Origin of the sequence: Pseudomonas sp. NPDC087614, from assembly GCF_044743485.1 — a bacterium.
GTDB lineage: Bacteria > Pseudomonadota > Gammaproteobacteria > Pseudomonadales > Pseudomonadaceae > Aquipseudomonas > Aquipseudomonas baetica_A.
The window spans coordinates 18,820-42,407 of sequence record NZ_JBIUWN010000024.1 but is presented as its reverse complement, the minus strand read 5'-3'; the positions used below and the strand labels follow the sequence as shown (position 1 = coordinate 42,407).

The 23,588-nt window shown below is 59.8% G+C and carries 22 protein-coding genes; 13 read left to right on the top strand and 9 right to left on the bottom strand.

All coding sequences use genetic code 11. From position 1 onward, the window contains the following. Positions 1-39 precede the first annotated feature (39 nt). Together ACIOWA_RS11925 and ACIOWA_RS11920 are read left to right on the top strand one after the other, a co-directional pair. The gene (locus ACIOWA_RS11925; protein ID WP_401159946.1) at positions 40-1,224 is read left to right on the top strand and encodes a DUF3142 domain-containing protein; all 1,185 of its coding nucleotides are present in this window, start codon (positions 40-42) and stop codon (positions 1,222-1,224) included. Further along, entirely contained in the window at positions 1,211-3,349 is a 2,139-nt protein-coding gene (locus tag ACIOWA_RS11920) for a hypothetical protein (protein WP_401159944.1), read from the top strand. Before ACIOWA_RS11925 ends, ACIOWA_RS11920 begins: the two co-directional genes overlap by 14 nt. On the opposite strand, the gene ACIOWA_RS11915 is transcribed toward ACIOWA_RS11920, so the two are convergent. Beyond that, entirely contained in the window at positions 3,346-3,975 is a 630-nt protein-coding gene (locus tag ACIOWA_RS11915; protein WP_401159943.1) for a LysE family translocator, read from the bottom strand. The genes ACIOWA_RS11920 and ACIOWA_RS11915 overlap by 4 nt on opposite strands. Before the next feature lie 144 nt (positions 3,976-4,119). Between ACIOWA_RS11915 and ACIOWA_RS11910 the strand changes: the two genes are divergently transcribed. After that, positions 4,120-4,593: an Lrp/AsnC family transcriptional regulator gene (locus ACIOWA_RS11910; protein ID WP_221731842.1), complete on the top strand. Its 474-nt coding sequence runs from the start codon at positions 4,120-4,122 to the stop codon at positions 4,591-4,593. 162 nt (positions 4,594-4,755) lie between these two features. Here the strand turns inward: ACIOWA_RS11910 and lpdA are convergent, their stop codons facing one another. Next, entirely contained in the window at positions 4,756-6,156 is a 1,401-nt protein-coding gene (gene lpdA, locus ACIOWA_RS11905) for a dihydrolipoyl dehydrogenase (protein ID WP_401159941.1), read from the bottom strand. A 211-nt stretch (positions 6,157-6,367) separates the two neighbouring features. Between lpdA and hflK (ACIOWA_RS11900) the strand changes: the two genes are divergently transcribed. From hflK (ACIOWA_RS11900) to cfaB, 8 genes are all read left to right on the top strand, one after another. Further along, positions 6,368-8,329 carry a protease modulator HflK gene (gene hflK / locus ACIOWA_RS11900; RefSeq protein WP_401159939.1) on the top strand — a complete coding sequence of 654 codons (1,962 nt, stop codon included), beginning with the start codon at positions 6,368-6,370 and terminating at the stop codon, positions 8,327-8,329. Beyond that, positions 8,326-9,366 (top strand): protease modulator HflC, encoded by a 1,041-nt coding sequence (gene hflC / locus ACIOWA_RS11895; RefSeq protein ID WP_401159937.1) that lies wholly within the window; start codon positions 8,326-8,328, stop codon positions 9,364-9,366. The genes hflK (ACIOWA_RS11900) and hflC overlap by 4 nt, the downstream gene beginning before the upstream one ends. Beyond that, positions 9,363-10,424 (top strand): protease modulator HflK, encoded by a 1,062-nt coding sequence (gene hflK / locus ACIOWA_RS11890; RefSeq protein WP_401159935.1) that lies wholly within the window; start codon positions 9,363-9,365, stop codon positions 10,422-10,424. Before hflC ends, hflK (ACIOWA_RS11890) begins: the two co-directional genes overlap by 4 nt. Next, on the top strand, positions 10,421-12,328 hold the full coding sequence (locus ACIOWA_RS11885) for a heavy metal translocating P-type ATPase (RefSeq protein WP_401159933.1): 1,908 nt from the start codon (positions 10,421-10,423) through the stop codon (positions 12,326-12,328). The genes hflK (ACIOWA_RS11890) and ACIOWA_RS11885 overlap by 4 nt, the downstream gene beginning before the upstream one ends. A gap of 109 nt (positions 12,329-12,437) precedes the next feature. Then, positions 12,438-12,689 carry a hypothetical protein gene (locus tag ACIOWA_RS11880; protein ID WP_221731848.1) on the top strand — a complete coding sequence of 84 codons (252 nt, stop codon included), beginning with the start codon at positions 12,438-12,440 and terminating at the stop codon, positions 12,687-12,689. A gap of 65 nt (positions 12,690-12,754) precedes the next feature. Further along, on the top strand, positions 12,755-13,600 hold the full coding sequence (locus ACIOWA_RS11875) for a DUF692 domain-containing protein (RefSeq protein ID WP_339431462.1): 846 nt from the start codon (positions 12,755-12,757) through the stop codon (positions 13,598-13,600). Beyond that, complete coding sequence (locus tag ACIOWA_RS11870; RefSeq protein WP_401159931.1) at positions 13,591-14,379, top strand: putative DNA-binding domain-containing protein; 789 nt, start codon at positions 13,591-13,593, stop codon at positions 14,377-14,379. Before ACIOWA_RS11875 ends, ACIOWA_RS11870 begins: the two co-directional genes overlap by 10 nt. A gap of 84 nt (positions 14,380-14,463) precedes the next feature. Further along, on the top strand, positions 14,464-15,651 hold the full coding sequence (gene cfaB / locus ACIOWA_RS11865; protein WP_401159929.1) for a C17 cyclopropane fatty acid synthase CfaB: 1,188 nt from the start codon (positions 14,464-14,466) through the stop codon (positions 15,649-15,651). Between the two features lie 35 nt (positions 15,652-15,686). On the opposite strand, the gene cls is transcribed toward cfaB, so the two are convergent. After that, entirely contained in the window at positions 15,687-17,126 is a 1,440-nt protein-coding gene (gene cls / locus ACIOWA_RS11860; RefSeq protein WP_339431465.1) for a cardiolipin synthase, read from the bottom strand. A gap of 131 nt (positions 17,127-17,257) precedes the next feature. Here cls and ACIOWA_RS11855 point away from each other — a divergent pair, with 131 nt between their 5' ends. Next, complete coding sequence (locus tag ACIOWA_RS11855) at positions 17,258-17,776, top strand: DUF3617 domain-containing protein (protein ID WP_339431466.1); 519 nt, start codon at positions 17,258-17,260, stop codon at positions 17,774-17,776. A 99-nt stretch (positions 17,777-17,875) separates the two neighbouring features. Here the strand turns inward: ACIOWA_RS11855 and ACIOWA_RS11850 are convergent, their stop codons facing one another. Genes ACIOWA_RS11850 through folE2 form a run of 5 tightly spaced genes read right to left on the bottom strand, consistent with a single transcriptional unit; the run spans position 17,876 to position 21,747 of the window. Then, positions 17,876-18,436, bottom strand: coding sequence for a carbonate dehydratase (locus ACIOWA_RS11850; protein WP_401159926.1), 561 nt, complete (start codon positions 18,434-18,436; stop codon positions 17,876-17,878). After that, positions 18,433-19,308 carry a metal ABC transporter substrate-binding protein gene (locus ACIOWA_RS11845; protein ID WP_401159924.1) on the bottom strand — a complete coding sequence of 292 codons (876 nt, stop codon included), beginning with the start codon at positions 19,306-19,308 and terminating at the stop codon, positions 18,433-18,435. The genes ACIOWA_RS11850 and ACIOWA_RS11845 overlap by 4 nt, the downstream gene beginning before the upstream one ends. A gap of 11 nt (positions 19,309-19,319) precedes the next feature. Continuing rightward, complete coding sequence (locus ACIOWA_RS11840) at positions 19,320-20,186, bottom strand: metal ABC transporter permease (protein ID WP_401159922.1); 867 nt, start codon at positions 20,184-20,186, stop codon at positions 19,320-19,322. Further along, positions 20,186-20,854 carry a metal ABC transporter ATP-binding protein gene (locus ACIOWA_RS11835; protein ID WP_401159920.1) on the bottom strand — a complete coding sequence of 223 codons (669 nt, stop codon included), beginning with the start codon at positions 20,852-20,854 and terminating at the stop codon, positions 20,186-20,188. Before ACIOWA_RS11835 ends, ACIOWA_RS11840 begins: the two co-directional genes overlap by 1 nt. Next, positions 20,851-21,747, bottom strand: coding sequence for a GTP cyclohydrolase FolE2 (gene folE2 / locus ACIOWA_RS11830; protein ID WP_401159918.1), 897 nt, complete (start codon positions 21,745-21,747; stop codon positions 20,851-20,853). Before folE2 ends, ACIOWA_RS11835 begins: the two co-directional genes overlap by 4 nt. Positions 21,748-21,831: 84 nt before the next feature. On the opposite strand from folE2, the gene ACIOWA_RS11825 reads away from it, so the two are divergent. Next, the gene (locus tag ACIOWA_RS11825) at positions 21,832-23,034 is read left to right on the top strand and encodes an N-acetylmuramoyl-L-alanine amidase (protein ID WP_401159917.1); all 1,203 of its coding nucleotides are present in this window, start codon (positions 21,832-21,834) and stop codon (positions 23,032-23,034) included. Here the strand turns inward: ACIOWA_RS11825 and ACIOWA_RS11820 are convergent. After that, entirely contained in the window at positions 23,031-23,408 is a 378-nt protein-coding gene (locus ACIOWA_RS11820) for a glutamine synthetase (protein ID WP_339431473.1), read from the bottom strand. The genes ACIOWA_RS11825 and ACIOWA_RS11820 overlap by 4 nt on opposite strands. Positions 23,409-23,588 lie beyond the last annotated feature (180 nt).

Genomic DNA, 23,588 nt, shown 5'->3' with positions numbered 1-23,588 from the left:
TAACCTTGCAGCCTTGAGTTGTCAGGGATTGAGCAAGGTATGCGGTTTATTGTGGTTCTGGTTGCACTGATCTTGCTGTCCGCTTGCGAACAGCGGGACACGCCGCCGCTCGATCAACAACTCTACGTCTGGCAACGCCAGTGGACGCCGGCCCATGAGGCGGCGTTGCGCGAGAGCCGAGGTGATTTTTCCACCCTGCGGGTGTTGGCGCTGCAAGCGTTCCCGAACGCCGGATGGAGCCGGGCACGTATTGATCCTGCGTTGCTGAAGAGCGATGGGCGCGCGTTGATCGCGGTGATTCGTCTCGACGGCCAACTCAAGGGGCTGGATCAACAGCAGGTTACGGCGCAGATCCTTCAACTGGTCAATGATTGGCAGGCGTTGGGCCTGACCCTCAGTGGCGTGGAGATCGACCACGATGCCGGGAATGCGCGGCTGCCAGCCTACGCGCAATTTCTCAGTCATCTGCGTTCGGCACTGCCGGCGTCTTTACCCCTGAGCATGACCGCGCTGCCGGCGTGGCTCGACAGTGCACAACTGCCGACATTGCTGGCCTCGGTCGACAGCAGCGTATTGCAAGTGCATGCCGTCAGTGACCCGCGCCGCGGTCTGTTCGACGCTGAGCAGGCGCAGCGTTGGGCCCAAGCCTGGGGCAACGTCTCTGAAAAACCGTTCTATCTGGCGCTGCCGGCCTATGGGGTGGCGCTGTTGCCGGATTCCGGTGGCGCGCCAGTGGTGGAAAGCGAAGTGCCGCTTGAGCGCGGCGGCCAGCGCCGCGAATTGCTTGCCGATCCCGTGTCATTGAGCCGACTCGCCAAGCAATTGCGTGAGGCCCCACCTGCGCATCTGGCTGGGCTGATCTGGTTTCGCTTGCCGTTGGCCAACGACCGCCGCGCCTGGAGCTTGACCACGCTGCGCGCCGTTGCCCGGGGTGATGCGCTGCACAGCCAACTCAGCCTGAGCCTCAGCGAACAGAATGGCCTCTACGACATCAGCCTCGCCAATGTCGGCAACCTCGACAGCGCCTGGCCCGCCCGCATCACCCTTAAAGCCCGGGACTGCGAAGGCGCCGATGCGCTCGCCGGATACTCGTTGCAACAAAGTCGTGATCTGCTTACCTTCACCCGCTTGCGCGCCGGCCGCTTGCCAGCGGACGGGCAGCGCGCCATCGGTTGGGCGCGTTGCGCAATTATTGATCAAGGAGGTTCGCATGTTGACCCGTAACTGGCCCCGCCATCTGCTCTGCCTGAGCCTCAGCCTGCCGCTGGGTTCGGCGCTGGCCTGCGGCCCGGACTTCCCCATGCGCCTGCTCGACAATCGTGGGCAGACGCTGGCGGATCTGCCTGAAGGCAACTTCAACTTTGAGGTCAGCCGCCTCGGCAAAACCATCGCCGGGCTGAAAAACGTCACTGCCGCCACACACAATCCCAATGATCTGTACGGTGAAGCGAGCGAGCCGAATGAGGCACGCGATAAAGCCGAACAGGTCGGTTTGAGCGCCGAACAGCAAACGCTGGTCAAGCAACTGCGTGGTCTGACCGATGCGCGTCAGGTTGAGGTGCAGGGCGCCAGCCTGCCGGCGGAAGTGCGTTTGTACGTGGCGGGCGCGGTGGCATTTGCCACGGGCGATCATCAACGGGCGGTCGACTATTTTGGCAAGTTGCTGGCGCTGCCGGCCGATCAACGTCCCTTGCGCAGCACGTGGGCCGCGTACTCCTTGGGGCGCACCTGGTTTGCCATGAGCCGCGAGGTGGACGACGCAGATCAGGCGCTTGAGCAATCGCGCCAAGCGTTCCGTCAAACCCGGCAGATGAGCATCGACGGCTTCAGTGACCCGCTGGAACTGGGCGTTGCCAGCCTTGGTGAAGAGGCGCGGGTGTTGCGCACCGCTGGCGATTGGAGTGGCGCCATCGAACTGTATGAAGCGCAAAACCTGCACGGTTCCGCCGTGGGTTACACCTCGCTGAAACAGGTGATGAATGAACTGGCCGAGTTGCCCGAAGCAGAGTTGGCGAAGCTGCTGCAACGCAAAGCGGTGCAACAACTGGTCACGGCGTCGTTGATCAGTCGCGTCGGCTGGTCATTTGATGAGCAACCACCGAACGAGAAAAAACTCATCAAACTGCTGCAGAACAGCACGCGTGGCAGCCTGGAAAACGCCGACCGGCTGGCGGCGCTGAATTATCAACAGGGTGATTACGCCAGCGCCAAGGCCTTCCTCGAGAACGCGGGCGATGGCGGACTGGCCTGGTGGTTACGGGCAAAACTGGCGGTACGTGATGGCGATAAAAACGCTGCCGCCGCGGCCTACGCCAAAGCGGCGCAGGCCTTTCCGCAGAGCGAAGACTGGGGTTATCGACGCACGCCGGACTGGGCGTATGAAAGTGTGCAGCCCAAATGCCGGGTCGAGGGCGAGAGTGCGATTCTGGCGTTGCAACGGGGCGAATACCTGCAAGCCTTTGTGCAGTTGTATCGCAGCAATGACCTCTATTGGTTTGATGCCGCGACGGTCGCTGAGCGTGTGCTGACGGTCGATGAACTCAAACAGTATGTCGATGACAACGTACCGGCCCCGCCGGCGCTGACCCAGCAGGAACGTGACAACTATGTGCCGCTGCCGGTTGCTGCACGCCTGCGCGATCTGCTCGGTCGACGTTTGCTGCGCGAAGGCCATTACGCGCAGGCGGTCGGGTATTTCGACAGTGCCGATCTGCAGAACAAGGCCCGACTCTACGGCGAGCAACGAATGAAGGCTGACGCCGCGTGGTGGCCGACCCAGCGCGCGAGTGCGCTGTACAACGCGGCGTGGACGGCCCGCGAGTGGGGCATGGATATCCTCGGTTACGAGATGGCCCCGGACTACGCCACGTTCGGTGGCAACTACAGCCTGGAGACGGCCGAACTTACAGTCGGTCCTCTGGTAAGTGACGCCGAATTGCAACGTCAGAAAGCCAGTGAAGCGCAACCGGATCAGCGTTATCACTACCGTTTCGTCGCCACCGAACTGGCCCGCAAAGCCGCCGATAATCTGCCGCACACCAGTCAGGCGTTTGCTGCCGTGCTGTGCAACGCCGCCGGTTGGAACAGCAGCCCGGACGATCTGAGCGCGCTGTATCAGCGTTATGTGAAGGAAGGGCCGTACGTGCCGTGGGCTGTGGATTTCGGCAATCAATGCCCATACCCGGACTTCGAGAACGCCGATAAGCGTTACGTCACCCAGGTGACTGATGCCGTGCGCGACACCTTGCGGCCGTACAAGTGGCCGGTGCAGATCGGTGCGATTGTGTTGGGTGTCGGCGCCGCGTTATTGCTGATCACCCGGCGCCAGCGCAAGGGGCGCAAAGGCTAAGCCTGGTGGATAAACGCCAGGCGCACGGCGAAGCCGATCAACAGGCCGCCGAACAGCCATTGCTGCACGCGTTGAGCCGTTGGACTGTGTTGCAGCCAGCGGCCCAGTGCGGCGCCGGTCAGGGCGTAGGCGCTGTCGAACAGCAAGCCTGCGCCGACCAGCATCGCGCCGAGCAGGGCGAATTGGCTCAGTACCGGTGCGCCGTCGGCGACGATGAATTGCGGCAACAACACTGAGCAGAACAGCAACGCCTTGGGGTTGAGCAGATTGGTCAGCAGGCCGCGTCGTATCGCTTCACGCCATTGCCCGCGAGTCTCGGCAATGTCGCTGGGATTCAGGTTCGGCACCAGCGTGCTGCGCAGGCATTGAATGCCGATCCACAACAGATACGCCGCCCCGGCCAGCCGTACCACTTCGAACGTCCATGGCGCAGCCTTGAACAGCGCCGCCAGCCCCAGCGCCGCCAACGCCACATGACAGCTTCGGGCAATCGCCAGGCCTATCGCGGTGGCCAGTGCCGCGCCACGTCCCTGACGGGCGCCGGTCTGCAGCAACAGGATCATGTCCGGACCGGGCAACAAATAGACCACCGCCAATGCCAGGAAAAACAGCCAGAGACTTGCCACGCTACACCCCTTTGATTGGCGATTCGGTGACGCCAGTCTAGGGCCGAAGCGTGGGGCAGGTGCTTGCGTAGTCAGCTTCAAATGCGCTTGGAATTGGCATAACCTGCTGGCTTTCAGCGCCATGACTATCGGAATCTGCCAAACATGAAACTTGACGCCTTTGATCGCAAGATTCTCGCCGCTCTGCAAAGGGACGGACGCCTGAGCAATGTCGAACTGGCGGATGAGATCGGCCTCTCGGCATCGCCGTGCTTGCGTCGGGTGCGGATGCTGGAAGAGGCGGGAGTGATTCGCGGCTATCAGGCCAATCTCGATCGCGATGAGGTGGGGTTGGGGCTGACGGTGTTTGTCGGGGTCAAGGTCGAGCGACACAACGAGGAACAGGCCGAGGCGTTTTACCAGGCGGTCACGGCATTGCCCGAGGTGATTTCGGCGTTTCTGGTGTCAGGCGAGTCGGATTTTTTGCTGCAGGTCGTGGTGCCGGATCTGCGGGCGTATGACCGCTTTCTCACGGGGTGTCTGTTGAAGTTGCCGGGGGTGAGCGACATTCGCAGCAACTTCGCGATTCACACCGTGAAGACGCCGGGGGCACTGCCGTTGGGGCATCTTGCGCTCTAGACCGAGTGGCTCGTTTGGCGAGCAAACTGTAGGGGTTCAGTTTTTTAAACCACAGATTGCTTAATCGTGCAGTTCTACATGACTGAGGGCCCGCCCCCACAGAGGCTTGCATTCCCAGGGTGGGAGCGGGCTTGCTCGCGAAGGCGATGGTCCTGCCAGCGCTTACATCTGCGTCGCCATCCCCTGCACATTCATCGCCGCCTGACGCAGCGCCTCGGACCGGGTCGGGTGCGGGTGGCAGGTCAGGGCAATGTCCTCGGCCGATGCGCTGAACTCCATCGCCACACAAAACTCGCCAATCATTTCACTCACGCTCGGGCCGACCAGATGCACGCCAAGCACTTCATCCGTGCGCTCGTCGGCGAGGACTTTGGCAAAACCGTCGGTCTCGTGATTGATCTTCGCCCGGCTGTTGGCGGTGAACGGAAATTTGCCGACCTTGTAGGCGCGGCCTTCAGCCTTGAGCTGTTCTTCGGTCTTGCCGACGCTGGCCAGTTCCGGTTTGGTGTAGATCACGTTAGGGATCAGATCGTAATTGACCTCGCCGGCCTTGCCGTGAATCTGCTCGACGCAGGCCATCGCCTCGTCTTCGGCCTTGTGCGCGAGCATCGGGCCAGAGGTCACGTCGCCGATCACCCACACGCCGGGCGCCTCGGTGCGGTGCTGCTTGTTGGCCAGCATGCCGCGCTTGTCGGTGCTCAAACCGACGTTCTCCAGGCCCAGACCTTGGGTGTAGGGCCGGCGACCAATCGCCACCAGGACGTAATCGGCTTCCAGTAACTCAGCGGTGCCACCGGCCGCAGGCTCGACACTGAGTTGAACACCGTGGGCCGATGAAGTGGCGCTGGTGACTTTCGAACTCAATTTGAACGCGATGCCTTGTTTGCTCAGCGAACGCTGCAGGGTTTTGCCAGCCTCAGCATCGACACCGGGGCAGATGCGGTCGAGGAATTCGACCACGGTGACTTGGGCGCCGAGACGCCGCCACACCGAACCGAGTTCGAGACCGATCACGCCGGCGCCAATCACCACCAGATGCTTGGGCACTTCGCTCAGGGACAACGCACCGGTGGAATCGAGGATGCGTGTGTTATCGATGTCGACACCCGGCAGGGGAGTGGGCTCGGAGCCGGTAGCGATGATGATGTCCTTGGCGGTCAGCTCGATCGTGCTGCCCTGATCGCCTGTCACCGTGACTTTGCCCGGGCCGTCGATGTGGCCCCAGCCTTTGATCCAGTCGACCTTGTTCTTGCGAAACAGAAACTCGATGCCTTTGGTCAGGCCGCTCACGCTCTCGTTTTTCTGTTTCATCATCTGTGCGAGGTTCAGCGTCGGTTTGACCTCGATCCCGAGATTGGCGAACTCCGCGCCCATCGCCGCGTCGTACAGCTCGGAGGCATGCAGCAAGGCTTTGGATGGCATGCAGCCGACGTTCAGGCAGGTGCCGCCGAGGGTCGCCCGGCCTTCAACGCAGGCAGCCTTGAGGCCCAATTGCCCAGCGCGGATGGCCGCGTTATAACCGCCGGGACCGCCGCCCAGAATCACCACGTCATAGTTGCTCATGCGCTTGCTCCTCATTGATGGATGCGGATGGCTAAAGGTAGTTCTCGAATAAAATTACGGACGTAATATGTGCGTTTCCGGGTATTTCGGTCAAGGCTTCAGGCAAGCGACAGGTTGAGCGTTTTTGAATAAACGTGATTGTGTACGAATATTTCACGCTTTTCGTTATATCGTAACGATATGAAGAGTGAACCAGTGATTTCGGGGTGATATGCAAGTCGATCTGGAGATTGATGGCACGCAAGTGACCGGATTGCCACGCTTTCAGCAGGCGGCCATACAAGGTCGACGATTGCGCAGGGTGGCGATCGGTCTCGGTGCCGTGGCCGGGGTGGGTTGGCTTCTGGCGTTTTTTGTCGCGCTGTTTGCGCCGCAATCGGTGTGGCTGCCGCTGTTGGTGAGTCAAAGCGCGGCGTTGCTGGTGCTGGTTGCCGGGCTGCAATCGGCCTGGTGGGTGACGCAATGGCGCGAGCGGGTGATCAATCCGGTGGTGCCGACGTCGCTTGCTGATGAGGAGCGGCCTGAGCCCAATGGCTGGTACGAACGATTGTTGGATCGCCTGAGTCAGCGCGGTTTGCACCTGCTAGGCCAGATCGGCGCAGCGACTTTGTGGCTGGGCGGCTGGGCGCTCTTGGTGATGCTCAGCATCGAGCAGGTGTGGAACCTCGCACTTGCACCGGCGGCGGTTGGATTGTCTGCCACGGTCGGTGCGGCATTGGCGTTGCTGCTGGCGTTCGGTTTGCTGGTGATGGAGCGGCAACTGGCGCAGGAAAATCCTGCCCAATGGCCTGAAGCAGGATCGCTGGCACAACTGACCCGCGTGGCGATCATCAGTCTGGTACTCGGCGCGCTGTGTTTGTTGTTCGCCAGTGAGCAGGCGGTGTGGCCAATTCGTTTGGCAGTTTTGGTGGGTATCTTGCCGGCAATGGTAGCGATCGAGTTGCTATTGCGCGCCGTATTGTCGGTGTTCAGCCCCCGTCGTGAACAGCTTGAGCCGACACTGCTTGCCCGCAGTTTTGTCGCCGACATGCTGCGCTGGCCGCCACAGCCGTTGCTCGCGTTGCAGCATGAATTGCACAACCGTTTCGGTATCGATCTGCGTCAGATCTGGGCGTTCAGTTACATGCGCCGGGCGTTTTTGCCAGTGTTGGCGTTGGTGGTGGCGGTGGGCTGGTTATTGACCGGCCTCCACGAAATTCCACTGCAAGGCCGGGGCATCTACGAGCGTTTCGGTAAACCGGTGCAGGTCTTCGGCCCCGGTTTGCACGCGGGTTTGCCGTGGCCGTTGGGGCGCGTGTTGAGCGTTGAAAACGGTGTGGTACATGAATTGGCAACCAGTGTCGGTGAGAACCCGGCACCGGCTCAACTCGACCCTGCTGAAGGGCCGGCGCCGATGACGGCCAACCGTTTGTGGGACGCCAGCCATGTCAACGACAAGTCCCAGGTCATTGCCAGCCGCCGTGGCGAGCAGCAGAGCTTTCAGATCGTCAACATGGACGTGCGTTTCATCTATCGCATTGGTCTGAGCGATCAGGCAGCGCTCGCCGCCACCTACAACAGCGCCGATGTGCCTACGTTGATTCGCAGCACCGCCAGCCGGATTCTGGTGCACGACTTCGCCTCGCGAACCCTCGACGGTTTGCTCGGTGAGGACAGGGCAGGGCTGGCCGAAGAGATCGGTCGTGCCGTGCAAGGTGACCTGCAGAAACTCGACAGCGGTGTGGAGATTCTCGCCACGGTGGTCGAGGCCATTCATCCGCCGGCCGGTGCCGCCAATGCCTATCACAGTGTGCAGGCCGCGCAGATCGGTGCGCAGGCGCTGATCTCCCGTGAGCGTGGCGCTGCGGCAGAGGCGAGCAATCAGGCGCAGTTGCAGGCCAGCCTTGCTCGCGACCAGGCCAGCGCCAATGCGCGTGAAATCAACGCGACGGCGCAGGCGGCGGATCTGAAATTCAGCGCTGAGCAAAAAGCCTTTGCCAGTGCTGGCCAGGCCTTTGTGCTGGAGCAATACCTCAGCCAACTGAGCCTTGGGTTGAGCAAAGCCAAACTGCTTATTCTTGACCATCGTCTGGGCGGCAGCAGCAATGCGCCGACCATCGACTTGCGAACGTTCACGCTGCCGGCTGACCCGACGCCCGCGCGCACCACCGCTCAACCAGGAGTTGCCCATTGAGCCAGTCGCACACTCACGATCATCATGACCACAGCGGCCACGATCACGGCCACGGCGGGCATCACCATCACCATGGACATCACCACCACGGTGATCCGGCTGAAGCAGGGCCCTTTCCATGGCGGCGCATGGGTTGGGCGGTGTTGTTGGTCGCGTTCGCCGTTGCGGCTGCGAGCCTGGTGCAAGTTCGCTCCGGTGAAGCCACGGTGATCACGCGCTTCGGAAACCCATCGCGGGTGTTGCTTGATCCAGGATTGAGCTGGCGCTGGCCGGCGCCGTTCGAAGCGGCGATTCCGGTGGATCTGCGCCTTCGTACCACCTCCAGCGGTTTGCAGGATGTCGGTACCCGCGACGGTTTGCGCATCATTGTTCAGGCTTACGTCGCTTGGCAGGTGCAGGGTGATCCGGACAATGTGCAACGCTTCATGCGTGCGGTGCAGAACCAGCCGGACGAAGCCGCCCGGCAGATCCGCACGTTTGTCGGCTCGGCACTCGAGACCACGGCCAGCAGTTTTGATCTGGCGAGCCTGGTGAACACCGACGCGAGTCAGGTACGCATTGCTGAATTTGAAGCGCAATTGCGACAGCAGATCGATCAGCAATTGCTCGCCACTTACGGTGTGCGCGTGGTGCAGGTGGGCATCGAACGGCTGACGTTGCCGTCGGTGACGCTCACCGCCACCGTTGATCGGATGCGCGCTGAGCGTGAAACCATCGCCACTGAGCGCACGGCCATCGGCAAGCGTGAAGCGGCGCAGATCCGCTCTGCCGCCGAGCGCGATGCCCGGATTGTTCAGGCAGACGCAACGGTGAAAGCAGCGGACATCGAAGCACAATCGCGCGTCGAAGCTGCGCAAATCTACGGCCGCGCCTATGCCGGTTCTCCGCAGCTTTACAACTTGCTGCGTTCACTCGACACCCTCGGCACCATCGTTACGCCAGACACCAAACTGATCCTGCGCACCGATGCCGCGCCATTCCGCGTGCTCGTCGATGGCCCTCCCAATCTCGACAGTAAATCCGGATCGCAGCCATGAGTGAAGAAGTTCCACGTGGAACACATTCGCTGAACAGCCCATGGATTCAGGCAGGACGTTTGGCCTTTCTTGCCCTGTATGCGGTGACGGTGTTGGCCGCATTGGCTTGGGCATTTTCCAATGTGCGGCAAATCGACCCGCAGAATCGCGCCGTGGTTTTGCATTTTGGCGCGCTGGATCGCGTTCAGAATGCTGGCCTGTTATTGGCGTGGCCGCAGCCGTTCGAGCAGGTGGTTTTGCTACCAGCGGCGGATCGGGTGATCGAGCGTCGAGTGGAGAATCTTCTGCGCTCGGATGAGGCGCTGAAGGCCGACCGGGTCGCCTCTTTCGCCACGCCTTTGAGCGATGCGCTGGCCGGATCTGGTTATTTATTGACCGGTGATGCAGGCGTGGTGCAGCTGGATGTGCGAGTGTTTTACAAGGTGACCGATCCGTATGACTTCGTGATTCAGGGGGATCATGTGCTGCCGGCGCTGGATCGTCTGGTCACACGCAGTGCCGTGGCGCTAACCGCCGCGCGCGATCTGGACACCATTCTGGTCGCCCGCCCGGAACTGATCGGCGCCGACAGTCAGGCCGCTGAACGCCGTGAACGGTTGCGCGGTGATCTGGTGCAAGGCATCAACAAACGCTTGGCCGAGTTGAAGGCGAGCGGTCAGGGTATCGGGATTGAAGTGGCGCGGGTCGATGTGCAATCGAGTCTGCCAGGCCCCGCGGTCAGTGCCTTCAATGCGGTTTTGACCGCCAGCCAACAAGCCGATAAAGCCGTGGCCAATGCGCGTACAGACGCCGAAAAACTCACCCAAACCGCCAATGAACAAGCCGATCGCACCTTGCAGGTTGCCCATGCCCAGGCCGGCGAACGCTTGGCCAAAGCATCCGCCGACACCGCCACAGTGCTGAGTCTGGCCAAGGCGCAGCAACAAGGCACCGACCCGCAAATGCTCTTGCGGATTTACCGTGAGCGCATGCCGAAGATTCTCGGTCAGGCCGGATCGGTGACCACGGTCGATCCGAAAGACGATTCCCGCCTGCTCATTCAGGGAGCCAGTAAATGAGTGCGACCACTGCTGCACCGAGCCTGTTGTCCTCGGCCGAACAACGCCGCGCCGCGAGGCAATTGACCTTGGCGATGCTCGCGCTGGGTTTGCTTGGCTTGGGCCTGATCTGGCGTTGGCAGGTGCCGGAACAAACCGGCGTCAGTCAGTTGCTGCTCGGTTTTGCTTCTGTGTTGGTGGCCGTGCCGGTCATGCGCTCGGCGTGGTACAGCCTGCGTTATCCGAGCCTGCACGGCATTACCGATCAACTGATTGCCCTGGCGATGATGGGGGCCTGGGCGACGGGCGATCTACTGACGGCGGCGCTGCTGCCGATCATCATGATTTTTGGTCATGTGCTGGAGGAGCGCAGTGTCATCGGTTCGCAGGAAGCAATTCACGCCCTCGGTCAATTGACCCGCAGCCATGCGCGCAAGATTCAGGCTGACGGTTCGATCATCGAAGTGGATAACGGCACGCTCAAATCCGGCGACATGGTTGAGGTGCGGGCCGGTGATCGCATCCCGGCGGACGGCCGGGTGCTTTTCGGTCAAGCTAGCCTGGACACCGCGTCGATTACCGGTGAGTCCGTACCGGTTGAGGCGGGTGTCGGTATGACCGTGTTCGGTGGCGCGATCAATCTCGACGGTTTGCTGCGCGTCGAAGTGACCCGTACGGGCGATGAGTCGACCCTGGGTAAAGTCATCGCACTGATGCAAAACGCCGAGCGCTCGAAGCCGCCGATCACCCGGTTGCTCGAACGTTATGCCGGCAGCTACATGGTGCTGGTGTTGCTGCTAGCGGCGGTGACCTGGTTTATCACCCACGATGCGCAGGCGATGCTCGCGGTGCTGGTGGCGGCGTGTCCGTGCGCCTTGGTGTTGTCGGCACCGGCCACGGCGATTGCCGGTGTTGCGGTGGCGGCTCGCCACGGGATACTGATCCGCAGTTCGGCGTTCCTCGAAGAGCTGGCCGACCTCACATCCCTGGTGGTCGACAAGACCGGGACCCTGACTTACGGCACTTTACGCTTGCAGTCGATCGACAGTGCTCGCGCGGATTCATCCTCTGTCATGGCGCTGGCTGCCAGTCTTGGCGCGGCGAGCAGTCACCCGGTCAGTCGTGCGCTTGCCGGGCTGGTTACCCAGGAAGAATACTTGTCGCTTAGCGATATTCACGAGCGGCAGGGGCTTGGTGTCGTCGCCACGACCAGGCAGGGCGAGGCGGCACTCGGGCGGCCGGAGTTGTTCGCGCAATTGGCTATCGCCACAACGCCGGTTCCTGAACATGACGGGCCGATTGCCGGCCTGGCGCTGAACGGTGAGTTTCTCGCTTGGTTGTTGTTGGCCGACACGGTTAAACCGGAAGCGCGTTTTGCACTTGGCGAATTACGAGAGCTGGGCCTGGGCCGGCAGTTGTTGCTGACCGGTGATCGGCAAAGCGTCGCCCAGACCTTGGCCAGGGATGTCGGTCTGCAGGAGGTTCAAGCCCAAGCCTTGCCCGAGGACAAGCTCAATCGCGTGCTCAAGGAAATCGACAACGGCTTCCGGCCCATGGTGGTGGGTGACGGCATCAACGACTCGCTCGCGCTCAAGGCTGGCGTGGTTGGCGTCGCGATGGGGGCGGGTGGTGCGGATATCGCGTTGGCCTCGGCGGACATCGTGCTGATCGGCAGTGATCTGCGTCGGCTCGGCACCTGCGTGCGACTAAGCCGTCAGTGCCGCAGGACATTGCAGGTCAACGTGATCATCGGTCTGGGCTGGACGCTGGCCATCGTCGTGTTCGCTGCATTCGGCTGGCTGGGTGGCGCCGGGGCGATGATTGCCGCGTTGCTGCATAACCTCAGTACGCTATTGGTGCTGGGCAACGCCGGGCGTTTGCTGCGTTTTCAGGAACCGTTGCTCAAGCTCAGAGACGATATTTAAGTTTTTTTTAGGCCTCTGTAACGCCGTCGGGGTAGCGCTCTCTAGTGCTATGTCGGGACTGAACAAACCGTCCAGCCGACATCCCTGACGATTACCGAGGATAAGAAAAATGACTATCAAGACCGCTGCTGCTGGTGCCGCTCTCGCTTTGGCCGCTGCCACTCTGTTTGCCGGTGTCGCCACCAATGCGATGGCCGCTGATGCCAACGTTCACTGCTACGGCGTGACTGCCTGCAAAGGCCAGAACGACTGCAAAACCAAAGACCATGCTTGCAAAGGCCAAGGCTCCTGCAAAGGCCAGGGTTTCAAAGCCATGACTCAAGCGGATTGCGAAAAAGCAGGTGGCAAGGTCGGCGAATAACTGACCGGCAAGTGCCGCCGCAGTGGCTCACGCCACTGCGGCCACTTTTTAACAGGAGTCTGCACATGTCCGCCTCTGACCCCTTCCTCGGCTATGGCCTGGGATTGCGTAGCGCTTACTACCAGCAGATCCTCGAACAGTCGCCGAACGTGGACTGGTTTGAAGTGGTCTCCGAAAATTTCATGGTGCAGGGCGGTAAAGCCCTGTATTACCTGGACGCCATTGCCGAGCGTTATCCGCTGGTGATGCATGGCGTTTCACTCTCCATCGGCGGGCCACATGCCCTCGATGTGGACTATCTGAAACAACTCAAGCAACTGGCCGAACGGGTCAACCCCGCGTGGATCTCCGATCACTTGTGCTGGAGTCGCGGCAACGCTCATCAGTTGCACGATTTGCTGCCTCTGCCTTACACCGAAGAAAGTCTTGAATACATTGCCGAACGCGTGCGCCACGTTCAGGACGTTTTGCAGCGGCCATTGGTGCTGGAGAACGTCTCCAGCTATGTCCGAGCTGCCTCAGATGATTTCACGGAATGGGAATTTCTTGCTGCCCTGAGTCGGCAGAGCGGTTGTGAGTTACTGCTGGACGTCAACAATGTCTACGTCAGTTCTCGCAATCATGGTTTTGATCCGTGGACGTTCATTCACAGCCTGCCGACCGACAAGGTGCGTCAACTGCATCTGGCGGGACACAGCGACTACGGCGATTACGTCATCGATACCCATGACCAACCGGTGAGCGACCCCGTCTGGGCGTTGTATCAACGTACGTTGGAGCACTTCGGGCCGGTGGCTACTTTGCTGGAACGTGACGATCACTTTCCGCCTTTTGAAGAGTTGCTCGATGAACTGCAAAAGGCGCGGGCGCTGGGTGAAAGGGTTCTGGCCGGGAGACAGCAATGCGCCTGAAAGAATGGCAATTGGCATTCGAGTCGTATTTGCTGGATGAGGCGGCCACAGCCCAACCGCTGCTGGGCGCCAGCCTGATCGGCGGGCCTACGCTGGATGTCGGCACCGGTCTGGCGATCTATCACAACGCTTATCAGGCCCGTCTACTGGAAGTGTTGCGCAACGATTTTCCGGTGATCTGGTACTGGATGGGCGACGAGGCGTTCGACTCGCTCGCCACCGCGTACCTGCGTCAATACCCGTCGGCGCATTACAGCCTGCGTTGGTTGGGTAAAGGTTTCGAGGGGTTTATTCGCGAGCATCTGGTGCCTGAACACAGTGCGCCTTTGGCTGAAATGGCGAGGCTCGAGTGGGCATTCACTTTGGCTTTCGATGCGCCAGCGGGTGAGCCGTTAAATCTGGAAACCATGACGATGCTGTCCGCGCAAGAATGGCCAACGCTGCGGGTCAAACTCGCGCCGTGCGTTCAGTGGCTGGAATGCCGGTTCAACAGCGTCGCCCTGTGGCGTTCCGTTAAGGAACAAACCGATTTCCCGCCCAGCCAGCCACTTCAAACCCCTCAGATCTACCTGATCTGGCGTAACGATCTGATCTGTCATTACCGCAGTCTGGAATCTGCCGAGGCCAAGGCTCTGAATGGTTTGGTAAACGAAGGCTGGAGTTTCGCCGAACTGTGCGCCGAGTTAGCAGTCATCTATGAAGAGGGCGCTCCACTTCAGGCCGTGACCTGGTTGAAACAGTGGGTGCAGGAAGGCCTGTTAGAGCGTTCGCCACAATAGATAAGGCTAATTAAATCGATAGCCTGCTATTTTTCAAGGATGGTCTACCCTCAGATTTGACGTCTGAAACAGGGGGAGTTTTCCATGCTCGCGCAACTTCCACCGGCCTTACAGAATCTGCAGCTTGCGCTTCGTCTGCGACTTTGGGATGGCCATGAGTTCAATCTCGGGCCATCGCCCAGTGTCACCATCGTGGTCAAGGATCCCCAGATGGTTTCGCAATTGACCCATCCAAGCCTCGATGCGCTGGGGGCGGCGTTTGTCGAGGGCAAGCTCGAACTGGAAGGTTCGATTGCCGAGGTCATCCGTGTTTGTGACGAGTGGAGCACTGCTTTGTTCGATGAGGATGACGACACCAATCCGGTACGCTCGCTGCACGACAAGGAAACCGACGCCAAAGCCATCTCCTATCATTACGACCTGTCCAACGCGTTCTACCAGCTCTGGCTAGACAGCGACATGGCGTACTCCTGCGCTTACTTTGAGACCGGCAGCGAAACGCTTGAACAGGCGCAACAAGCCAAATTCCGGCATCTATGTCGCAAGCTACGTTTGCAGCCAGGCGACTATTTGCTGGATGTCGGGTGTGGATGGGGCGGCCTGGCGCGTTACGCCGCCCGGGAGTTCGGCGCCAAGGTGTTGGGCATCACCCTCAGCAACGCGCAACTGGAACTGGCCCACGAGCGGGTGAAAGCCGAAGGCCTGGAAGACCTGATCGAACTGCAACTGCTCGACTACCGCGATCTGCCCCAGGACGGGCGTTTCGACAAAGTGGTCAGCGTCGGTATGTTTGAGCACGTCGGCCACGCCAATCTCGCCGAATACTGCAAAATCTTGTTTGGCGCGGTGAAGGAGGGCGGTCTGGTGATGAACCATGGCATCACCGCCAAGCACACCGATGGTCGTCCGGTGGGGCGTGGTGCCGGGGAGTTCATCGAGAAATATGTATTCCCCAACGGCGAGCTACCGCACCTGGCAATGATCTCGGGCGAGATCAGCGAAGCCGGGCTGGAGATTGTCGACGTCGAAAGCCTGCGCCTGCATTACGCCCGTACGCTCGATCACTGGAGCGAGCGGCTGGAGGACAACCTCGAAGCCGCCGCGAAGCTGGTGCCTGATCAGGCGCTGCGCATCTGGCGCCTGTACCTGGCCGGCTGTGCTTACGCATTTGCGCATGGCTGGATCAATCTGCACCAGATTCTCGCGGTGAAAGCGCACGCCGATGGCAGCCATGAACTGCCCTGGACCCGTGACGACATCTACCACCCTTGATAGCCACCGCTCCCTCAACCTGTAGGAGGGAGCGTTTAGAGAATCGGTGAAATAAGCCGGGCGATCCGCATGCCGAGTTGTTGCAGGCGGTGGATCTTCCGGCTTTCTTCTTTGGCGATCTCAAAGGCTTGCTCGAAATCCTCGTTGAGCATGTGTTCCACGTTGGCGGCAAAATCGCTGTCGACGGTCAGCAGCATCACTTCGAAATTCAGCCGGAACGAGCGGTTGTCCAGATTGGCGCTGCCGATGGCGCTGATCTCACTGTCGATCAACACGACTTTCTGATGCAGGAACCCCGGTTGGTAGCGGAATACGCGCACGCCTGCCCGAACCGCTTCAAATGCATAGAGGCTGGAGGCGGCATAGACGATACGGTGATCGGGACGCGAAGGCAGCAGCAAGCGCACATCTACACCGCGTAAAACCGCCAGCCTTAACGCCGCGAATACGGCTTCGTCAGGAATGAAGTAAGGGCTGGTGATCCACACCCGTTCTGTCGCGGCATGAATGGCTTCGACGAAAAACAGGGAACAGGTTTCATAAGCGTCCGCCGGCCCACTGGCGAGCAGTTGGCAAAGCACGCCATCGTCGGGGTACTCATCCGGCAAGATGAGCGGCGGTAACGTTCGCGCGGCCCAGAACCAGTCTTCGGCAAAGGATTCCTGCATGCACGCCACCACCGGGCCTCGCACCTGCACATGAGTGTCGCGCCATGGCGCCAACGGTGGTTTCTCCCCCATGTATTCATCGCCGACGTTATGCCCGCCGACAAACCCGATCACACCATCGACCACGACGATTTTGCGGTGGTTACGGAAATTGACCTGAAAGCGGTTGAGCCAGCCGCTGCGTGTGGCGAAGGCTTTGACTTCGACGCCGCCATCACGCAATGCCTGCACATAGCTGTGGGGCAGGGCGTGGCTGCCGATGCCGTCGAAGAGCAAATGGATGGTCACGCCTTCGGCGGCTTTCTTGAGCAGCAAATCGCGCAGGCGTTGGCCAAGTCGGTCGTCATGAATGATGAAGAACTGGATCAGTACCGCCTCGCGGGCTTGATCGATGGCATGAAAAATTGCATCGAAGGTGTCTGTGCCATTCACCAACAACTGTACTTGGTTGTTTGCCAGGCACGGCATGCGGCCCAGTTTGGGCATGGCGCGTAGCGAGGCGTAGGCATTCGAGGCGCGGGCAGTCAGGGCTTCTTCTACCCATGGACGCCAGTTCAGCTCGGAGATGGCCTGGCGCATCTGTTCGTTGGCCTGGCGTCGCGCCTTGATGTACCCATCGAATGTGCTGCGTCCGAACACCAGGTAAGGAATAAGCGTCAGGTAGGGAATGAAGATCAGTGACAATGCCCAGGCGATCGAGCCCTGAGCCGTGCGCACGGTCAACACCGCATGAATCGCGGCGATCAATCCGAGGGTGTGTATCAGGGCGATCATATAACCGAAAATGTGCGGTCCAAAATAATCCATGGGGCAGCCTTGCTCCGCAAGATTCAATGCTTAACAGACCATGTTCTATCGCGAATGTCGCTATTTAATTGGTGCATGAACCGAAGCAATCGGCTGACGTCTAACGGCCACTACTGATCAGGAGTTTATCGATGAACGTTCGTCTGCTGGGTTTGGCGCTGGGCCTGGGTTTGGCAATGCCGGTGATGGCTCAGGCGCAGATGCTGCAGCCGGGGCTGTGGGAAATGACCTCGAGCAATGTGAAAGTCGATGATCAACCGATGGATGTGCAATCGATCCTTGGCCAACTCCAGGGACAGATGACTCCCCAACAGCGGGCAGCGCTGGAAAAGAACGGGATCAATATTGGCGGTAAAGGCATCCGCGCCTGCCTGACGCCGCAGCAAGTGGCGACCGATGATATTCCGTTGGCTGATCCGCAATCGGGCTGCAAGCAACAGATCACCGAGCGTAGCGGCAACCAATGGAAATTCCGCTTCAGTTGCCCGAGAGCGCAGGGCACTGGCGTGGCCACGTTCCTCAGTGATCGTGAATTCACCACGGTCGCCAACGGTACGTTCAACGCCATCGGTATCAATCAGAAGGGCAGTCTGGAAACCCGCGCGGTATGGCTGGGCCAGGATTGCGGCGCCGTCAAACCAAGAGCTTAAATGCTTCGCGAGCAAGCCCGCTGCCACCGGTCTAGTGTTGACCTTGTGGCAGCGGGCTTGTTCGTAAACGCGTCTTTAAAGCCTTATCAAAATGAGGGGTCAGAACTCGTTCTGCAGGGCTTTGTAGCCGCGCACCAGATCGACGTTGGTACGCGCCACGTCTTCGGAAAACTCCGACGCGCTGACACTCACCGGCGCGAATAACGACAGGTCGGTGTTCGGGCCGATGCGGGTGGTGGAGGGCACATAGAACGCGTCTGGCAAATCGCGGCCATCGACCACGGAGTTATGGCGTACCACGCAGCCACTGCCAACCACGCAGTTGAACAACACGCTGTTGAAGCCGATGAATACCCGGTCGCCGACCACGCACGGGCCGTGCACGATCGAGCGGTGGGCGATGGAGCTGAACTCGCCGATGGTCACCGCGGCACCGGACTTTGAGTGGATCACTACACCGTCCTGAATGTTCGAATTGGCGCCGATGGTGATCGGCTCCATCCCGCCCGATGCATCCACCTCGTCCGCACGGATGACCGCGTACGGGCCGACGAAGACGTTTTCGCCGATCACCACTTTGCCGCAGATGATCGCGGTTTTGTCGACATAGGCCGATTCGGCAATGTGCGGTAAATCACCTGAAGGATTTTTGCGGATCATGGTCGGCTCAGCGCGTCGTAAAGGGTGTTGAGGTTGTATTCGAACAAGCCGGTGAAGGTGCTGGCCGGGCCACTCGCGGCGAGGGCGTCCGAGTAAAGCGTGCCACCGATGTGCGCGCCGCTTTCGTCGGCGATCTGTTTGAGCAGGCGAGCGTCCTTGATGTTCTCCATGAACACCGCTTTGACGTGGGCCTGGCGGATCTGGGTGATCAGTGCCGCGACTTCTGCGGCGGAAGGTTCGCGTTCGGTCGACAGCCCCTGGGGAGCCATGAAGTCGATACCGTAGGCCTGACCGAGGTAACCGAAGGCATCATGGCTGGTGACGATCTTGCGATTGCCCGGCGGTAGCGAACCCAGTTTGGCCTTGGCTTCGGCGAGGAGGGCGTAGATGTGCGTCAGGTAGGTTTTGCTGTTGCGCTCGTAATCGGCTTTGTTCGCCGGGTCAGCCGCGATCAGTGCCTTGGTGATGTTGGCGATGTACAGCTCAGTGTTGGCCAGATTATGCCAGGCGTGCGGGTCGGGAACGGTCTCGCCGTCCTCATCCAGCGAACGTGGAATCACGCCGTGACTGGCACTGACGACCGAGGCTTTGGTCTCAGTGCTGGTCACCAGACGATCCAGCCATGGTTCAAAACCGAGCCCGTTCTTGATGATCAGTTTGGCCGTGAGCAGGGCTTTGGCATCGTCCGGTGTCGGCTCATAGGTGTGTGCGTCAGCGTCCGGGCCGACCATGTTGGTGATCTGGATATGCTCGCCGCCGACCTGATGCACCATGTCGGCGAGGATGCTGAAGCTGGTGACCACTGGCAATTTTTCTGCCGCCGACAACGACATCGATAGCATCAGGCTGAACAGCACGAGTAGAGCGCGCATCGGGAAACACCTCATTGGGATGTGAGCAAAGGCGGGCGGCGCAACAAGCCGTGCACCGGTCCGAACACCACGGACAGCAGATAACCTGCCCCGGCGACCAGCACGATGGCGGGGCCGCTGGGCAGTGAGTAATAGAACGACAGCAACAAACCGAGCCATACCGACAGGCAACCCAGGGTTGCTGCAACGGCGATCAGGATGGGGAGGCGTCGACTCCAGAATCGTGAGGCCGCAGCGGGAAGCATCATCAGCCCGACCACCATCAGCGCACCGATCGCCTGGAAACCGATCACCAGATTCAGTACAACCAGCGTCAGAAACACACCATGGGCGAGCGGGCCGAGGCGGCTGACGGTTCGCAAAAATAGAGGGTCGAGGGTATCGAGCAGCAGCGGTTTGTAGATGAGCGTCATGGCCATCAGGCTCAGCGCCGAGACCCACAACATGCCATTGAGGGTTGGTCCATCGACGGCCAGGGCCGAGCCGAACAGCAGGTGCAAAAGGTCGAGGCGTTTGCCGGCCACGCCAAGAATGAGCACGCCGGCGGCCAGGGAGATTGGATAGATCGCCGCCAGGCTGGCGTCTTCGCGCAGGCCCGTGCGTCGGGTGATCCACGCGGCGAGACCGGCCATGGTCAAACCGGCACCGAGGCCGCCGAGTGTCAGCGCGGGCAGACTCAGGCCGGCGAACCAGAAGCCCAATGCGGCGCCGGGAAGGATGCCGTGGGCGACGGCGTCACCAATCAGGCTCATGCGCCGCAAGATCAGAAACACACCCAGGGGGGCGGTGCTGCAGGCCAATACCAGCCCGCCTAACAAGGCGCGACGCATGAAGACGAACTCGCTGAACGGCTGCCAGAAGTGGGCGACGGTGAGCATCAGGCCACCTGCGTATGAGGTGTTTGCCGGATCAGTTCGGCGCTCGGACCGTAGATGCAGCCAGTGTTTTTGATCAGCAAGGTTTGGGGGATGTGTTGGCGCACGGCGCTCAGGTCATGACACACCACGACGAGTGTGCGTCCCTCTGCATGCCATGCGTGGATGTGTTGCCAGAGTAACTGCTGACCGAGTTCATCGAGTGCGGCGTGGGGTTCGTCCAGCAGTAGCACAGGTGTGTCCGTCAGGCTAAGTCGAGCGAGCAGGGCGCGTTGTAATTCGCCGCCCGATAGCGCCATGAGTGGACGGCGCTCGAGTCCACCAAGGTGCCAGTCTTCCAGTGCGGTTTTGAGGCGCTGGGCACGCAATGTTGTCGACAGTCTGCGTCCCCAGAATCCGGCGGCCACGAGCTCTTCCAGGCTAATCGGGAATTGCCGGTCCAAATGCTGTTGTTGTGGGAGGAAGGACAGTCCGCTCTGCCGTGGAACGCTCAGGGTGACGTGGCCTGCCAGGGGTTTTTGCAGGCCCGCCATCACTTTCAACAAACTGCTTTTGCCGCAGCCGTTGGCGCCAATGATCGCGGTAAGACTGCCTGTTTCGAATTCCAGACTCAGAGGCGAAGTCAGCGGCTGGCCGGGTGCGCCCCAGCTCAAGGATTGGCAGCGGATCATGCGTTCTCCCGGTGCCAACGACTTTCGGCGACGGCGTCATGGGCGTGCAGACTTTCTGCGTGAATCACTCGCAGGTGAAAGGCGTTGACGCCCGGTGAGCGGCGTAAGGCCAGATTCAGTCGGCGAGCGGCGTCTTCGCAGAACATCAGATTCTGTCCGTTGGCCAAGGCGAAGGCTTGTTCGTCAGCACGTTTCACAGCGGTTTGGACGGCGGTGCCGAGGGCTGCTTCAGCATCGTTGATAATCGTGCTCATCGGCAGCTCATCGATAAATTCATCGAGGTGCACGTGTAATTGTGCGGTACTGCGTTGGCTGTGTGGCGTGGCGACGATGCCTTTGTTCGTACCGAGCCAAGACAAAACGTCGGCGTGTTGCAGCGGTTTGTTAGCGAAGTCATCAATGAATTGTTGCTGGATCAGTTGCCTCGCCAGTGCTGCAGAGCAAGGGCACGTCGAGGAATATTGCACGTCAATTTTGAGTTCCACGTGGAACATTTCGTTTTTCAGGCTGGCTGAAAGGGTCACTGGGTAGGATCGCCACCCGGCCAGCGGGCTCACCAAAGCGGGGCGTTTCAATAGCAGATCGGTGTGGATATTCAGGTAGGCATTTTTGGATAGGCCGTCATGGCTATCGAGAAAATGCCGGAGTATTTGGCGCAAAAAACCGGGGGAGAGGTTTGTGTGTTCGAGGGCCGCTAACGACACATAGAGTCGCGACATATGAATGCCGCGTGCTTCACCGTCATCGAGACTCACACCGGCATCCGCCTTGGCGCTCAGACGTTGGCCTTCCAGCAACACGGGTAACTCAATGCCGCACATGCCCACCCATTCGAGAGGTAAAGCTTGGCGAGCCGTCTGCGCGGCGATATCCGGGAGTGTCATCGAATTCATGTTCGGGACCATCGTGTTGATTGAATTAGATGTTACATTATAACAATTCAAATCACGATGTCTTTTTCATGAACAGGCTTTCATATGCACAGACGTCACTTGCTCAATTTGATTCTGGCCAGTGCGGCCTTCGCCCTCCCTTTCAGCGTGTCAGCTACGCAAATCCGCAACGCTCGACTCTGGCGTTCAGATGAAAAGCTGCGTTTGGTCTTCGATTTAAGCGGACCGGTACGCTACAAAACCTTCACGCTCAGTGCTCCGGAGCGACTCATTATTGATTTCAGTGGGGCCAGTGTCAGCGCAGATTTCAGTCAGTTAGCGTTAAAAAACACCGTAATTCGATCTATCAGATCCGGCGTTTTTGGCCGTGGCGATACGCGGATTGTTCTCGATTTGAGCCGTCCTGTACTGCTGAACAGCTTCCTTCTGGCGCCACAGGAGGGTCAGGGGCATCGGCTTGTGTTGGATTTGGTCAGCGCCAAGCAGTCCCTTGCAGTGCCAATGGTTCCACGTGAAACATCCTTGGATAAGGTTCATCCAAAGCGCGACATCATCGTGGTTGTCGACCCTGGGCATGGTGGAAAGGACCCTGGTGCAGTCGGCGCCAAGGGAGAGCGGGAAAAGGATGTGGTGTTATCCATCGCGAAGTTGCTCGCCAAACGTCTGAAAAAAGAGAAAGGTTTTGACGTGAAGCTGGTGCGCAACGACGACTTCTTCGTGCCTTTGCGCAAGCGTGTCGAGATCGCTCGTCAGCACAAGGCCGACATGTTCATTTCGGTACACGCCGATGCGGCGCCGCGTCTGACGGCCTCTGGCGCGTCGGTGTATTGCCTGTCTGAAGGTGGCGCGACATCAGCGACTGCCCGCTTTATGGCGCAACGCGAAAACGGTGTCGATCTGCTCGGCGCCACCAGTCTGCTCAACCTCAAAGACAAGGATCCGATGCTCGCCGGGGTGATTCTCGACATGTCGATGAACGCGACGATCGCAGCTAGTTTGCAGCTTGGGAAAACGGTTCTCGGCAGTCTTGCAGGCATTACTACGCTGCACCAAAAACGCGTCGAGCAAGCAGGCTTCGCGGTTTTGAAGTCGCCAGATGTGCCCTCGATCCTGGTGGAAACCGGCTTTATTTCCAACGTGCGTGACAGTCAGCGGCTGGTCACGACGCGGCATCAACAGGCCGTCGCTGATGGATTATTTGACGGGCTGCAGCGCTACTTTGAAAAAAATCCGCCCATCGACAGCTACCTCGCGTGGCAGCAGACCCGGCAAAAAACGCAGGCCTAGCAGCCGGTGATTCGGCTACAAGTGAACTTCGCGCTGCTACCGCCCGAACTGGAGAAGCGGTTGATAGTCGTCCAACCAACCCGACGGGTATAGCCCACCCAGGCTTCCCCGTCGGAGGCGACGCCGGTGAAGAACGTCAGTTGACCGAACCGACTGTTGGTTTGCGCCCAGTAACGCTGGCTGCTTTTTTCAAAGCCGCGTAGATAGAGCGTGTTGCCTACCGTATTGACGCTATAGGCGTTGCCATCGGCATCGACGCAGGCCAGCAGATTAGCGCTGCGTGTGCACTTGGCGAGCTCCGGAATTTGCGCGCAAACGCTGCCAGTCGTTAACAGCGTGAGGCTCAATAGCGAGCATTTCAGGGCATTTTTCATAGCGTTTCCCGGGCGTGAGAGGGGTTGCAGCTTCCTGCTCTTCGTCGTTTTGGGCAAGAGGCGGGCTGGTCTATTCATATTGTTATAATATAACATTAATTTGAACTGAGCCTGAGCCGGCCGATTTCAAGCGTTCACCTTCCACGAACCTGTCGTGTGGGGGCTAGAAAACGTTATGCG